We start from the raw sequence: 12,844 nt of genomic DNA on the forward strand, positions 1-12,844 counted from the left end.
TGTAGTAAGAAGATTATTTATTGCTATCTTAATTTTTTATTGTATATTTTTATACTTCCACCTGAGTATTCAATACCATCATCAAGATACTGCCATCCAGTTTTTTCATAATAATTGTTACTATCGGTATAAAGAAAAATTTCTTCATAACCCTTTTTTCTGCAATAATCAATCAAAAATAGCTGTAACTCTTGTCCAATATTTTTACTTCTATATTCCTCTTTAACAAATAATGCAGACAGCCATGGACAAAGGTCTTGTCTGCTTAATAAATCGCTTCTCCATAATCCTACAGTTCCAACCGGCTTATTATCCATGAGAGCAATAAAAGTTAACGGTAGTAGATTCTTTTTCAAACTATTTTTTACTATACTTTCCCAAAAAGCATAATTATCTTCATTGCCAAATTCTTTCCAAAGCCAATCTATTACAGTATCTAAACATTCTTCATGGTCTACTAAGTGTTCGATAATTAACATATTAAATCAGCCCCTTTCTTCGTATTATATTATCACAACATCCTCCAAAAATTTTAAATCCCTCATTATACAATAACCTCATTTTTGATGCTAATTCCTCAGGAGATGTTGATTTCAGTTCTTTAGAACTATCTAACTCCTCTAATTCAAAATCTGAAGCATTAGCTTGTAAGCCTAAAATAGATTAGTCTGCCATAAATGGAACTCTTCTGATGACCTTTCATCAAAGATAGTTTCCCCTTTATAAGCATCTCCAACACAACCCATTAATCCTCCTATGAATATTTTTTGTGATGGATATTTACTCTTTATCTCTTTTAAAAACCTAACATTATCTAATATGATATTTTCATCATAACATGAAGCTAATACTCTATCTCTATTAGCTCTTCTACTTGGTGTTGAGATCATTATTGGAATATCAAATTTCACTTCTACATCAATATATATCTTGAATTTAAAAAGCAACTAATAAAATCATTACTCAACTGCCTAGCCCCCTTTAAATTATCTGTATTCCACTTTAAATTCATCAGTCTCATGTCCAAACACAACCTCTATGTATGGATAATGATCTACAAACTCTTTTAATTTTAGGAAACTTTTTCGCCCTTCCTTAATATTTGATGAATATTTTCCAGTTTCAACTCCAATTTCGAATCCTTTTTTGGTGCTACAAATATCACCCATAATCAGAACTTTTGACTCTTGACCATTAATTAGATAAGAAATGTGTCCTTCCGTATGTCCTGGAGTAGAAATTGCCCAAAGAGAACCATCTCCAAAAATATCTATGCATTTTCCCAATATAGGCATATCTTGTCCATGTAGAATATCTATTTTTTGTATATCTATCTTGTTTGCAAAAAAGTCAGAGTATACTAACAGAAAAATCCCTACCTCTTTTTCTCCATATCCATATATATATGGTATTTCTTTTGGCAATGATGGTACTCCTGCTGCATGTTCATGAATGTGGGTTAAAAAAACGCCCTTTAAATTTATAGATCTTTTCTCAAGTTGTTTTTCAACCCCCTCTGAATCTTTTTCTTGAAAATGCCTTTTTTTAAAATAAAATTTACTAAGAATACCTTTAAAATTACCTTCAGCTTTTGTTGAAAAAGTGCTGTCAAATCCTGTGTCTATCAAATAATCCCCATATTTTTCATGCCTAAGTATATGAGCTAGTACTGGTATTTTAGCATACCCACCTTTTATTTGTTTAGCACCTTCATTCTTTAAATTAATCAATCCTGATACCTTACAAATAATTGTTCCAGTCTTTAATGTTTCAATACTAATTGAAGAAGAATTTTTAAACACTGAATCCCATTCCTTAAATTCTGATTTCTTAACCGTAAAGTTTCTCATATCTATCCCTCACCATGTGTCCTTGATACAAACTCATCCCTCAAAATTGAATAACAGCCTTTGTAATTTCTGTTACAAGGCCTTTGTTTTGAAATTTTTTCCCTAAACAGTATTCAATTTCTCCAAAATGGTTATTATTATCTATTAATAAATAAGCAATTTTCCCTATATGCTCATTTGTTTCTTTTAATATAATTGCCCCCTTTAATTCATCTACTTAATCTACTTTAATTTCTTCCACTCACTAGCTTTTATCTGAAAAATTGGATAAGCAACATTACTAAAAGGCCAGTTCTCTTTAATCCATTTCTCAACTGTTTTATAAAGAGCTCTCTCTATCTCAATTTCTCTGGCCCACAGATATACTTCTGCATCAAAACATTGTTTATCGCTTGGATTTATATAAACACAACCTAAGCATAATTTTTCATCTAAAGTCATTACCGTATATACAAATGTTTCTCTATTTTCAAACTCTTTTTCATGTCTATATAAATCCTCTAAATTTTCTTCAATTTTCATATTCTCTTCTGGCCAGGTATCATCATCTATTTCTGAATAAAGCTCTCTAATGTGCTTTCTACTGAACATTACTGCTTCATAATCTTTCTCTAAATCCCCTACCGTTAACATTCTTAGCCTAAAACTCTCTGTTTCCAGAGCTTTAGGAACTATAAATTCTTTAGGAACAAATTCTTCTATCATATTTTTCTCATCCAACATTACTATATATTTCATAATATCCACCAAATCATCAGTATCAACTGCATAACTTGCATGTTCTTTAACCTTCTTAGATGCATTAATTGCAATAGATTTACTACAGAAATTAAACAGGGGAATATCTGTTGTTCCATCACCAACTGCAATACATTCTTCAGGATTTATATTATTTTTCATGCAAAAACCCTTTAAATACTCAACCTTATTTTCTGATTTAATATAATTTATAATCTCTCCAGTGAATCTTCCATCTATGACTTCATACGCGCTTCCATAATAGCCATCAAATCCCCAAATATCACAGGCAACTTTAGCTACTTGTTTTGGTCCTACAGTAATTACAATGCACTTAATACCTTGGCTATGTAATAATTCAATTACATTTCTAATATTTTTTAGAGGCTTTACAACCTCTAGAAATGAATGTTTAATTTTACTTTCCTCTAATCCAAAAAGTAATTTTGCTCTAAGATAATCTGCCTCTATATAATCAATTTTGCCAGTTTCTTCTTTCTCCTGTATTGAAGAATGCTCTTTTTCCATGCCATTTAAAATACAGGGTAACATTACAGAATGTATTTCTCTAATCAATGTATCATCTAAATCAAAACAAACAAGTTTATGTTTTTTAATTTCATAATCACTTAAAGGCTTTTTCCCCAAGTACAAGTCCATAGTGTCATAAATATTAATTTCTCCCCCAAACTTATTTATAGCCTCTGTTATTCCATTATATAAATTGTTTTTTAAATCCTCAGCGCACTGTCTATGATCTGAATAAGTTTCTAGAAGAGATATGTATTCACTAGCTTTTAATTTTCTTGTTTTTCTGTAAATCTTACTTTTTATATCTGTAAATCCGTACTTCTCTAATATTTGTGTATATTTTTTGCAGGCGTCTTCATTAAATTCAGTTGGCTCCTTATCTGATGGTTTAAACTTTCTATACACTTTTCTGATTTCTCTATGTATTTTATCATCATCACGATTTACAAATGGGTGATTCCAAAACAAAGCTATTGTTCCACCAGGTTTTAATAAATCATAAACTTTCTTAAATCCTACGTCCTCTGGTATCCAATGAAATGCTGTTGCAGAGTATACAAGATCATATTGATCTTTCTCACTAATAAAGTCTTCAAAACCTATATTTTGAACTTTAAAATTCCTAAAAGAAGAAAATTTTTCTTTAACGTATCTAGCTAAATCCTCTCCAAGTTCAATAGCCGTAACACTACAGCCTGCCTCTAAAATTGGCAATGTAGCTTGTCCCGTTCCTATCCCTATTTCAAGTGCACTTTTAGAGTTATTTAATTCCCCATAATCAATAATATCTTCAAATAATCCTTCACTATAGGTTGGTCTATACTTATCATAGTTTAATGGATCTTCATTAAACTTTAATCTTAAATCCATTTCATCACCCCTTCACAAAATAATGATTTACACTTCTAATTTTTCATATATAATATGGATATTATACCATTTAATTCATGTTATTACTTTAGTCTTTTTAAAATATAATTACAGTCAATATAGAAAAACACCCTATAATCCATTTCTGAATAATAGAGTGCTCCTCAAATAAATCAACTAAAATCCTCAATAAGTTCATCACTTAAAACACCTTCTGCTATTTGTCTAACTTCCCCTGTCATTCTTACATTCCACTCATCATCTATTTCAATAATAAGCGCTCCCCCCAACATTTTTATCTTTATTTCATTATCAACTAGATTTTTCTTTTTTAAAACACTAGCTACTGCACAGGAAGAACTTCCTGATGCTAATGTAAAACCTGCTCCTCTTTCCCATATAAGAATTTCAGCTTCATTTCTTGATAAAACTTTTGCAAACTGGACATTAGTTCTATTAGGAAACATCTCATGATTTTGTATAAGCTTACCATAGGTTTTTATCTCATCTATATCTAAATTATCTTTAATGATTACACAATGAGGATTTCCCATAGATACACAGTTTACTTCATATTCCTTATCATCAACTTCTAACTTTTCTCCTACTACTTCTTCCATAATAAAACTTGTAGGAATTTCTTTAGAATTAAAATTTGCCTTACCCATATCAACTGATATCCTCTTAGCCTTTTTATTTGAAGTTTCTCCAACTATATTAGCCCTAACTATGCCACCTTTTGTCTCAACTGTGAAGTCCTTATTACTAGTAAATCCATAATCATAAACATATTTGCAAAATATTCTTAGACCATTTCCGCTTTTTTCTGCTTCTGAACCATCAGGATTAAAAATCTTTAAACCAAAATCTGCTTTAACTGATTTCACTTTAAGTAAAATTCCATCTGATCCTATTCCAAAATTCACGTTGCATATTCTTTGTATTGCTTCTTCAGTTAACTTAAAACTTATATTTTCTTCATCTAAAACTATGTATTCATTTCCTAATCCATGTGTTTTCACAAAATTGTTCATATCAAGTTCTCCCCAATCTACATTTATAATATAAAACACCGTAAAATTTTTTAAATAATACGGTGTTACGTACCTATATTAAAATTTTATCATATTAATATGCATCAATGCATGAAATAAAGCTGTAACATTCAAAGCTTGTAAAAATTTATTCTCCTTAAGGTCATAGATTACATCATCTAAAGGTTTTAAAACAACCTCTATTTGTTCTGTATCATCTAAATGAGTATCTGAGGTTAATTCTGCATCTAAAGCTAGAAAGCAATAAGTAAGATTAGTATGGTTTGCGGGATTAGCAGAAATAGTACAAGTATGAACAAACTCCTTAGCTGTATATCCTGTTTCCTCCATTAATTCTCTTTTTATTGCATCAACTGGTGCCTTATCTGTTACCTCAACCCCTCCTGATGGCAACTCTAAGAGAGTTTTTTGAGCTCCATGTCTATATTGCTTAACTAGTACAACTTCTTTTTCTTTAGTTATTGCAACAACATTTACCCAAGCCGGATATTCAAACACATAATAGGGTTCCACTATCTTTCCGCTTGGCATTCTACAGGTATCTGCACGTAGAGAAATCCATCTATCCTTAACAATATGTTCAGATTTTAATATCTCCCATTCAAAGTTTTCCATGTACTTTCTCCCTTAAATTATTGAGAATACCATTATATTAAAGCAAGCTTTATTTTGATAGTAAATTCTTAAGTTCCTTCTCTAACTTTTCTACCATGTTCCTAAGTTCATCGCCCTTTATACGCTTTGAATCATCATACATCTCTTCCCTTGGCAGCCACCATACAGGTCCCTTTTTAGGTGTATCTCCTGCAACTCTAGGAAATAGATGCCAATGAACATGAGAATCTCCATTTCCAAGTAATTCATAATTCATCTTTTCAGGTTTAAATGCATTATATGCCGCTTCTGCAACAATGCTCATTTCTTCGAGATACTTAACTCTAAAATCTTTAGGCAATTCATGTAATTCACTAACATGTTGTTTACATAAAAATAATGTATACCCTTTAAAATGTTGATGGTCTCCTATAACCACATAACCAGTTTCTAGCTCCATAACAAAATACGGATTCCTATTTTCTTTTATCATTTCAATTCTCTCACAAATTAAGCATCCCATATCTATCCCTCCATTAAATAAAAATCTATTTTAAAAATCAGATTTTAAAAATGAATATAAATCTAAATCAACTACTCCTTGACCTGTCCAAACTGTTCCTTGTCTTATAGTTCCCTCTTTTGTAAAGCCACTTCTTTCTAATACATTTTTAGATTTAATATTCTCAGGCATAACAAAAGCTTGTACTCTATTAATTCCAATTACATTTATTAAATAATCCTTCATTGCCTCCACTGCCTTAGTTGCAAATCCATGTCCCCAATATTCCTCATTTAAAGTATATCCAATGGTAGCCATATTTACCTTATCATCAAAATCAAATATTTCTCCAACTCCAATGATTCTTTCCGTATTTTCATTACTACAAATTCCAAGAAATATGGTTTTCTTTTTACCAAAATCTCTTTCAAAATGTGTAATCATATTTTCAACTGTAGCTTTATTCTTTTTTGCAGAGCCTGGTCTATATTTAAATAAATTCTCATTACTATATATTAAATAAAGCTCTTCTAAATCAGTTTTTTCTATCTTTCTAAGAGTTATTTCACTTGTTTTAATAAGTGGAAACTCTGAAAATAACTTTGTTTTATCCATGGTTTTCTCCTTACGTAAATAAATCTAAATTTTATTAATAACTCAAAATAATCAAAAGTAGTTAAACCCCTTGCTTGAATTGTCTATATTTCTATTGATATACTATATATATCACAAACTTAGAATATCTAGGGCTTGCACTTAAAATTCTTATAGAAAAACAAGTATTAAAAATTATAGGAGTATCTTTATGAATGATAAATTAATAAAAGCATTTACTTTAGTAATTATCCCGTTAATCATATTCACCATATTTTTTATTTTTGGAAAAAATCAATATTCTCTCTATTATCAAAACTTTTCTCTACATAAAAATATGACTGGTGTATTTACTCTATATAAATATTTATTATTTGGCCTATACTTTGCTTTAATTGCTCTTTTTTTTGGTTTTATATATCACTTAAGATTAAAACCAGTTAAAAAGAGATTATATATATCTATATTAATAATACTAATGATATTTGGATATATTACTTTTTGTTTTTTAAGCAAATTCTTTAATATTTAGATACGATCTTCAACAATTCTAAATTAATCATTTCCCTATAGTCCATTAATAACATAAACAATATTAAATAAAAACATAGCAACCACTGATGTTATTATAATCCAAAGAATACTACCTTTTTCTTTATTGACAATCTTATAAATTGAATATAAAAACGAAAAAATAAATATTCCAAATAAAATAGACCAGCCTCCAATAAACATATAATCCCCCATCTTCATCTAACTTATTTACCTTTAATCAAACTATCATAGTTTTCACTAACAGCCTTTAAAGCCTTGGTTTCTCTATATATCCATTTATTTATATCTAAACTATCATTTTTAATTATTTCCTCATTTACATGAATTGCCTCATTAAGATTTATCCAAATAGGTTTAAATCCTAACTCAATTTCATAGTCATCTAATTCTTGATCAGCTATGCCATCAGTTAATTCACATAAATAATAAGTAGAAATCATCTCAAAAACAAAGTCTTTTCTATATCTATCTAAACTTCTTTCTATAAAAACTCCAATTTTTTCTTTTACATCTCCTACTATATATCCAGTTTCTTCCTTAACTTCTCTTATTAATGTTTGCTCTTGACTTTCTTCTTTGTTCATTCCTCCACCAGGAAATTTAAAATCACCTTTGTTTGTATGTACCAAGAGAATATTATCATCTTTTAAAATAACTGCTCTTACAGCTTTCCTATAATTTGTTTTTGTCTTTTCATATTCCTCTTTGATTCCTAATGTATAGTTAAAAAGCACTATTTTCACCTGCCTACAAAGTTCTGTATTTTCTATAATAAAAATAGCTATCACTTTCCATATTCGGTTGCCTATGTCCTATGGGTGTTCTTTTCTCAAATAATTCAAAACCACATTTCTCTGCAAGATTACATGAAGGGATATTGGCACAATCAATAGTCAGAATAAGGTAGTTGACATCTGATACCTTGAAGCACCATTCTACTAAAGCTTCTACAGCTTCTTTTGTATATCCTTTATTTTTATGTTTTTCACTCATAAAATAAGCTATCTCAATCTCATTTAATGTATCTTCGAGCCCCATGCCTACCATTCCGATCATTTCGTCAGTATCATGTAATGCTATTACATATCTTTTATTTTCATAAATATCTGTTGAATCCTTTTGAGTTTGATGCCAATCAATATATTCAAAATACTCTTTAGGGGAAGCTCCATTTTCTGCCCAATCAGGCATAAATCTAAGAATATCTTTTTCTCTAACGATCCTATAAAGATTATCTGCATCCTTCCTTTCAAAATCTCTTATTTTTATTTGATTTGTTTCTATTCTCATAATATTTACTCCATTCTTATTTTGTCCCAACAGGACATACAACCATACATAATCCGCAGGAATTTTTTCTATTATGTGTTTTTATATAAAGGCTTCTTTTTTCATTGCACAACTTATAATTAACCAATTCATTACGTTTAGAATTTATGTTCCAAGTATGTCCAATTAAAGCATTATACGGACAAATATCTACACATAAATTACAGCCCTCTGGACATTTGCTTTTAGTTATAGGCGTACCAACAGGAAGATCATAATCTATAAGTATTGAGGAAAGTCTTACTCTTGGACCATATTTTTCTGTTATCAAAACTCCATTTTTCCCAATCCATCCAAGGCCAACATTAACAGCCGCAAACTTAAATGAAAATTGTGCAATAAGTGTTTCTTCACTTGATTGAGCAACTGGTGGTACATAGTATTTAATTTTATATTTTCCTAATATTTCCTTGATATCTTCTAAAATTACATTAATTCTGTTTCTAGCTTCGTCTATCAACTTTTCAAACTTTTCTTCCTTATAATTGCTTATTTCTATGATTTCTTTATGTGGTATTGCCATAACTAATGAGCATTTATAAAACTTTTTATATTCACTGAAATCAATATTTGAAATGCCCCATACTATATCAGAATTCTCTTCAAAAAGTTCTACTAACTCTTTATAAAAGTTATCCATAAGCCTTCACCTTTTTTATTGAAACTATTAAATTACTACTCTTCTTCATTATCAGGCACATCAATTATTACTTTCTTACAATCTTCACAGTAGTAAGCATCAACGCTACTCCTTACCCATATTTCCCTTTTTGCTAACATTACACACTTTTTCCCAAGCATATTATCAAGAAAATTCCTTTTCTCAGATTCCTCCACCCATATTAAATCGTTTCTTCCATCGCCTTCTACAAAACCCTTTTTCATGTCTCTTTTACAATATGGACACTGTACCATATAACCATCTCCTACACTTGCTTATATGAATATTATACCATTTAAATCATATTATTACATAAACATTAACATATGTACCAAGTTATATGTTATAATTATTTTATGAAACTTATAGGAGGTGGCTTTATGGCTCGTGGACTTGTATTACTTTTATTCTACATACCCATATTTGCTCTGGGAATTTACTCATTTATCTTATTTATAAAACTTGCTCATAGAGGAATAAGAGCTCTTGATATCTACATATATGAAAAAGAAAGAAATAAACAATAGCAGCTTCATAAAAAAATGGAGACTGCTATTTTTTTATGAAGCTCTTTAATGCACGAACTTAATTACAAAGTACTAGGGGGAAATAACAATGAAAACTATAAACAAGGAACCTTTATGGAATAAAAACTTTATATTATTATTACAAGGACAGTTGTTTTCAATTTTTGGAGATAATATCTATGACATAGCTCTTAGAGTTTGGATTCTTAGCAAAACAGGTTCAACTGCCATTATGGGATTATTTATGGCGATTTCAGTTGTACCTAGGATAGTGATATCACCTTTTGCTGGAACCTTTATTGATAGGCATAATAGAAAAATCATCTTAATTTCTTGTGACATGATTTGTGCCATGACTTTACTTTTTACAGGTATATTGGCTAAGTTAGACCTTTTACAACTTTGGATGGTAGTTTCAACTGGCATTATTGTAGGGATTTGTGGATGTTTTTTTAATCCCACTATCAATTCTATTTTGCCTGATATTGTTCCGAAATCTAAACTTTTAAAAGCTAATTCAGTAGTTTCATTAATTAGTACAAGCGATGGCATGATGGGAAATGCTTTTGGTGGTTTCTTGGTACAAATTGTTGGAGCTCCTATATCCTTTTTGTTAAATGGATTTAGTTTTTTAATATCAGCAGTTTCTGAGATGTTTATGATGGTACCTAAAATAGAAATCAAATCAAAAAAGGTTAACTTTTTTCAAGATTTAAAAGATGGTTTGCTTTTTATCAGTAAATCAAAAGGATTAAGGTACATATATATTTTAACTTGCTTTTGTAACTTTGTTGCATCTATGTCCATGACTTTAACTTTGCCATTATTTAAAGAAAACATCAATCTAGGTTTAGGTTTATATGGAGTTTCTATGGCTATTAATGGTGCTGGAATGTTTTTAGGATTTTCACTTTTATCTGCAATTGATATAAAAATAGAAAAAAGATTCAAGTTTTTTATTTTAAGCGGAGTAATCATATCTCTTACAATGATTTTTTATTCTCTGACTACTAATTTCTATTTGATTTCTGTATTGTTTTTTATAAATGGATTTTGTCTTGCAGTAAATAATTCATTAACTCAATCTAGTATACAAGTTACCGTACCTGATAATATGAGATCAAAAGCCTTTGCCTTTCAGAGAACTTTATCCTCAGCATTAATGCCTGCTGGTATGGTTATTGCCGGTTTGTTAGCTGAAATAGTTAAAATTAATTTAATAATACTTGTTGATTATATAATCTTTTTTATTCTATTTTTATATACATCACGTTTGTTAAGTGTAAAAAACATAATGAATATTAATAAAGTTTAATAAAAAGGATAAGAAGTAGAATTCTTCATATAAGTTCTACTTCTTACCCCTAACTAAATAGCTGCTCTAGATTTTTATTATCTTCTCAAAGCAAATTGCTTTTTCATTTTCTACATACTTTCCATAATTAGATATTTGATGGTACCCTCTTTTTTTATAAAATTCTACAGCTCTTTCATTTATTATTCTAGTTTCAAGCCAAAGCTTTGAATAACCCATGTTATAGGCTTCTTTTTCTAAATAAGATAAAATTTTTCCTCCAACACCTTTCGATTTTTCTTTTGAAAACATCCTTTTAACTTCAGCCACATCTTCATTGATTGGTCTAAATGCACCACAACCTACTACCTTTTCTTCACGGTCATATGCAACAACAAATAATGAATGTGGTACACAAACATCTTTAGGATCAAAGGATTTTTCACCACTATCTCCTGTTATTTTTGCCAAAGTTTCAGATAATTCCTCCATTAATAATATCGAATCACTGTGGTTTGGGTCTTTCTTTACAATCTTCATTAACCCCTTATAATAATCCTCAGCTAAAAGCCCATACACAGAAGTGTCACAAATTCCTTGGTTATTTCTATCAGCTTTACGCAAGGTACCTTCGTATTGCAATCCACATTTAAGCATTACTTTTCCCGAATTTGGATTTCTTGGATCATGACGTGATTCAATTCGCTTAACTCCAACTTCTTCAATAAGAAATCTGATAACTTCTTTAAATGCTTCTGACGTTATTCCTTGATTCCACCATTTTCTCCCTATAGTATAGCCAATTTGCATCATATCAAATTCCTCTTCCATATCAACCATGCTGATGATTCCTATTGGCGCATCTCCATTTTCTTTTAATATGATTGCCCACTGATAGAACTTGTCATTTATGTAATGTTCCATTCGTCTTTCTTGAAGACTTTTAGTAACTTCAATTGAAGTATGTGCAGACCACATCAGATACTTTGTTACTTCATCATCCTTCGCCCAGTTATCAAATATAGCTTGTGTATCTGATATATTAAATCTTCTTAATATCAATCTTTCTGTTACTAATTGTACTGTTCCTAGATGTTTCATTATCAATCCCCCAATAAGATAGTCTCTTCATTATTCAACAATATGTATATTATACCATTTCTTTAATTAAGGAGTATAATTCTTCTTTATATAAAAGCACAAGAAAGTTTAGACTTTTAATCCAAACTTTCTTGTGCTTTTAATGATATCTAATTTTATTGAACGTTGTACATACCTTTGCTTTCCATATACTTAAATATAGATTCACCGTGTTTTTGTTCTTCTTTTTGTATATGGTTTAGTACATCACGAACCTCTGTATCCTTAAATTCAAATATTGCTGTATCATAGGTCCCTGATACATATTTTTCAGCCATTAATAAATCTGAACATATATCTTTATCAGATATATTGCTTTGAGTTTGCTTTGCTACTTCTGGAGTTTGAGTAGAATTTTGATTTTGCTGTTGATTCATTTGAGGAACAGTACCATTTAAAAGTTGATTAATGGTATCTAAGTGAGTTCTCTCAATTTGCTCATTATTTTTACAAAGCTGCTTTAATTGAGTATCCTGTGCTTGATTCGCATAGTTTGAATATTTCAGGATACAGATTTCCTCATGGCTCTTTAGATCTTCTAGTAACAGTCTTTCTTTTTGGCTTAAAGTTATTTGCATAATAAAACACCTCCTGTTTTATTTTG

Annotated in this window: 18 protein-coding genes; 2 read left to right on the forward strand and 16 right to left on the reverse strand. The window is 29.8% G+C overall.

All coding sequences use genetic code 11. The annotated features are described in order from the left end of the window. Window positions 1-23 precede the first annotated feature (23 nt). The 14 genes from BUA92_RS04445 to BUA92_RS04510 all read right to left on the reverse strand — a co-directional run bounded on the left by BUA92_RS04445 (window position 24) and on the right by BUA92_RS04510 (window position 9,533). The gene (locus BUA92_RS04445; RefSeq protein WP_073017144.1) at window positions 24-479 is read right to left on the reverse strand and encodes a GNAT family N-acetyltransferase; all 456 of its coding nucleotides are present in this window, start codon (window positions 477-479) and stop codon (window positions 24-26) included. A 174-nt stretch (window positions 480-653) separates the two neighbouring features. Further along, window positions 654-947, reverse strand: a complete 294-nt coding sequence (locus BUA92_RS04450; protein ID WP_073017147.1) for a homocysteine S-methyltransferase family protein — start codon at window positions 945-947, stop codon at window positions 654-656. A gap of 39 nt (window positions 948-986) precedes the next feature. Further along, the gene (locus BUA92_RS04455) at window positions 987-1,850 is read right to left on the reverse strand and encodes an MBL fold metallo-hydrolase (RefSeq protein ID WP_073017149.1); all 864 of its coding nucleotides are present in this window, start codon (window positions 1,848-1,850) and stop codon (window positions 987-989) included. Between the two features lie 40 nt (window positions 1,851-1,890). Beyond that, the gene (locus tag BUA92_RS04460; RefSeq protein ID WP_083553435.1) at window positions 1,891-2,046 is read right to left on the reverse strand and encodes a GNAT family N-acetyltransferase; all 156 of its coding nucleotides are present in this window, start codon (window positions 2,044-2,046) and stop codon (window positions 1,891-1,893) included. Between the two features lie 26 nt (window positions 2,047-2,072). Further along, complete coding sequence (locus tag BUA92_RS23555) at window positions 2,073-3,989, reverse strand: HAD-IB family phosphatase (protein WP_073017151.1); 1,917 nt, start codon at window positions 3,987-3,989, stop codon at window positions 2,073-2,075. Between the two features lie 173 nt (window positions 3,990-4,162). Next, on the reverse strand, window positions 4,163-5,023 hold the full coding sequence (gene dapF, locus BUA92_RS04470; RefSeq protein WP_073017153.1) for a diaminopimelate epimerase: 861 nt from the start codon (window positions 5,021-5,023) through the stop codon (window positions 4,163-4,165). Window positions 5,024-5,101: 78 nt separating this feature from the next. After that, window positions 5,102-5,659, reverse strand: coding sequence for an NUDIX hydrolase (locus BUA92_RS04475; RefSeq protein WP_073017156.1), 558 nt, complete (start codon window positions 5,657-5,659; stop codon window positions 5,102-5,104). Window positions 5,660-5,708: 49 nt separating this feature from the next. Beyond that, window positions 5,709-6,161, reverse strand: coding sequence for an HIT family protein (locus BUA92_RS04480; protein ID WP_073017158.1), 453 nt, complete (start codon window positions 6,159-6,161; stop codon window positions 5,709-5,711). Window positions 6,162-6,191: 30 nt separating this feature from the next. Next, window positions 6,192-6,755, reverse strand: coding sequence for a GNAT family N-acetyltransferase (locus BUA92_RS04485; RefSeq protein ID WP_073017161.1), 564 nt, complete (start codon window positions 6,753-6,755; stop codon window positions 6,192-6,194). A 546-nt stretch (window positions 6,756-7,301) separates the two neighbouring features. Continuing rightward, window positions 7,302-7,469 (reverse strand): hypothetical protein, encoded by a 168-nt coding sequence (locus BUA92_RS23180; RefSeq protein ID WP_175550854.1) that lies wholly within the window; start codon window positions 7,467-7,469, stop codon window positions 7,302-7,304. Between the two features lie 23 nt (window positions 7,470-7,492). Continuing rightward, the gene (locus BUA92_RS04495; RefSeq protein ID WP_242950057.1) at window positions 7,493-8,077 is read right to left on the reverse strand and encodes an NUDIX hydrolase; all 585 of its coding nucleotides are present in this window, start codon (window positions 8,075-8,077) and stop codon (window positions 7,493-7,495) included. Beyond that, window positions 8,037-8,579: a GNAT family N-acetyltransferase gene (locus BUA92_RS04500; protein WP_073017167.1), complete on the reverse strand. Its 543-nt coding sequence runs from the start codon at window positions 8,577-8,579 to the stop codon at window positions 8,037-8,039. The genes BUA92_RS04495 and BUA92_RS04500 overlap by 41 nt, the downstream gene beginning before the upstream one ends. Before the next feature lie 16 nt (window positions 8,580-8,595). Continuing rightward, window positions 8,596-9,258 carry a 4Fe-4S double cluster binding domain-containing protein gene (locus tag BUA92_RS04505; protein WP_073017169.1) on the reverse strand — a complete coding sequence of 221 codons (663 nt, stop codon included), beginning with the start codon at window positions 9,256-9,258 and terminating at the stop codon, window positions 8,596-8,598. Window positions 9,259-9,293: 35 nt separating this feature from the next. Beyond that, window positions 9,294-9,533: a PF20097 family protein gene (locus tag BUA92_RS04510; protein WP_073017172.1), complete on the reverse strand. Its 240-nt coding sequence runs from the start codon at window positions 9,531-9,533 to the stop codon at window positions 9,294-9,296. Between the two features lie 126 nt (window positions 9,534-9,659). Between BUA92_RS04510 and BUA92_RS23185 the strand changes: the two genes are divergently transcribed. Continuing rightward, window positions 9,660-9,806: a hypothetical protein gene (locus BUA92_RS23185; RefSeq protein WP_175550848.1), complete on the forward strand. Its 147-nt coding sequence runs from the start codon at window positions 9,660-9,662 to the stop codon at window positions 9,804-9,806. Between the two features lie 88 nt (window positions 9,807-9,894). Continuing rightward, window positions 9,895-11,121: an MFS transporter gene (locus BUA92_RS04515; protein WP_073017174.1), complete on the forward strand. Its 1,227-nt coding sequence runs from the start codon at window positions 9,895-9,897 to the stop codon at window positions 11,119-11,121. A 66-nt stretch (window positions 11,122-11,187) separates the two neighbouring features. Here the strand turns inward: BUA92_RS04515 and BUA92_RS23820 are convergent, their stop codons facing one another. Together BUA92_RS23820 and BUA92_RS04525 are read right to left on the reverse strand one after the other, a co-directional pair. Continuing rightward, window positions 11,188-12,201 carry a GNAT family N-acetyltransferase gene (locus BUA92_RS23820; RefSeq protein ID WP_073017176.1) on the reverse strand — a complete coding sequence of 338 codons (1,014 nt, stop codon included), beginning with the start codon at window positions 12,199-12,201 and terminating at the stop codon, window positions 11,188-11,190. Window positions 12,202-12,356: 155 nt separating this feature from the next. After that, window positions 12,357-12,818 (reverse strand): spore coat protein, encoded by a 462-nt coding sequence (locus BUA92_RS04525; protein WP_073017179.1) that lies wholly within the window; start codon window positions 12,816-12,818, stop codon window positions 12,357-12,359. Window positions 12,819-12,844: the final 26 nt, after the last annotated feature.

The sequence above is a fragment of the Clostridium intestinale DSM 6191 genome (assembly GCF_900130055.1).
In the GTDB taxonomy this organism is placed as follows: Bacteria; Bacillota; Clostridia; order Clostridiales; family Clostridiaceae; genus Clostridium_T; species Clostridium_T intestinale.

What these genes read in the sequence shown, in the direction of transcription:
- BUA92_RS04525 (WP_073017179.1), bottom strand. Translation starts at nt 12,818, where the DNA reads ATGCAAATAACTTTAAGCCAAAAAGAAAGACTGTTACTAGAAGATCTA.
- BUA92_RS04485 (WP_073017161.1), bottom strand. Translation starts at nt 6,755, where the DNA reads ATGGATAAAACAAAGTTATTTTCAGAGTTTCCACTTATTAAAACAAGT.
- BUA92_RS23185 (WP_175550848.1), top strand. Translation starts at nt 9,660, where the DNA reads ATGGCTCGTGGACTTGTATTACTTTTATTCTACATACCCATATTTGCT.
- BUA92_RS04480 (WP_073017158.1), bottom strand. Translation starts at nt 6,161, where the DNA reads ATGGGATGCTTAATTTGTGAGAGAATTGAAATGATAAAAGAAAATAGG.
- BUA92_RS23820 (WP_073017176.1), bottom strand. Translation starts at nt 12,201, where the DNA reads ATGAAACATCTAGGAACAGTACAATTAGTAACAGAAAGATTGATATTA.
- BUA92_RS23180 (WP_175550854.1), bottom strand. Translation starts at nt 7,469, where the DNA reads ATGTTTATTGGAGGCTGGTCTATTTTATTTGGAATATTTATTTTTTCG.
- BUA92_RS04515 (WP_073017174.1), top strand. Translation starts at nt 9,895, where the DNA reads ATGAAAACTATAAACAAGGAACCTTTATGGAATAAAAACTTTATATTA.
- BUA92_RS04475 (WP_073017156.1), bottom strand. Translation starts at nt 5,659, where the DNA reads ATGGAAAACTTTGAATGGGAGATATTAAAATCTGAACATATTGTTAAG.
- BUA92_RS04510 (WP_073017172.1), bottom strand. Translation starts at nt 9,533, where the DNA reads ATGGTACAGTGTCCATATTGTAAAAGAGACATGAAAAAGGGTTTTGTA.
- BUA92_RS04500 (WP_073017167.1), bottom strand. Translation starts at nt 8,579, where the DNA reads ATGAGAATAGAAACAAATCAAATAAAAATAAGAGATTTTGAAAGGAAG.
- BUA92_RS04455 (WP_073017149.1), bottom strand. Translation starts at nt 1,850, where the DNA reads ATGAGAAACTTTACGGTTAAGAAATCAGAATTTAAGGAATGGGATTCA.
- BUA92_RS04445 (WP_073017144.1), bottom strand. Translation starts at nt 479, where the DNA reads ATGTTAATTATCGAACACTTAGTAGACCATGAAGAATGTTTAGATACT.
- BUA92_RS04505 (WP_073017169.1), bottom strand. Translation starts at nt 9,258, where the DNA reads ATGGATAACTTTTATAAAGAGTTAGTAGAACTTTTTGAAGAGAATTCT.
- BUA92_RS23555 (WP_073017151.1), bottom strand. Translation starts at nt 3,989, where the DNA reads ATGGATTTAAGATTAAAGTTTAATGAAGATCCATTAAACTATGATAAG.
- dapF (WP_073017153.1), bottom strand. Translation starts at nt 5,023, where the DNA reads ATGAACAATTTTGTGAAAACACATGGATTAGGAAATGAATACATAGTT.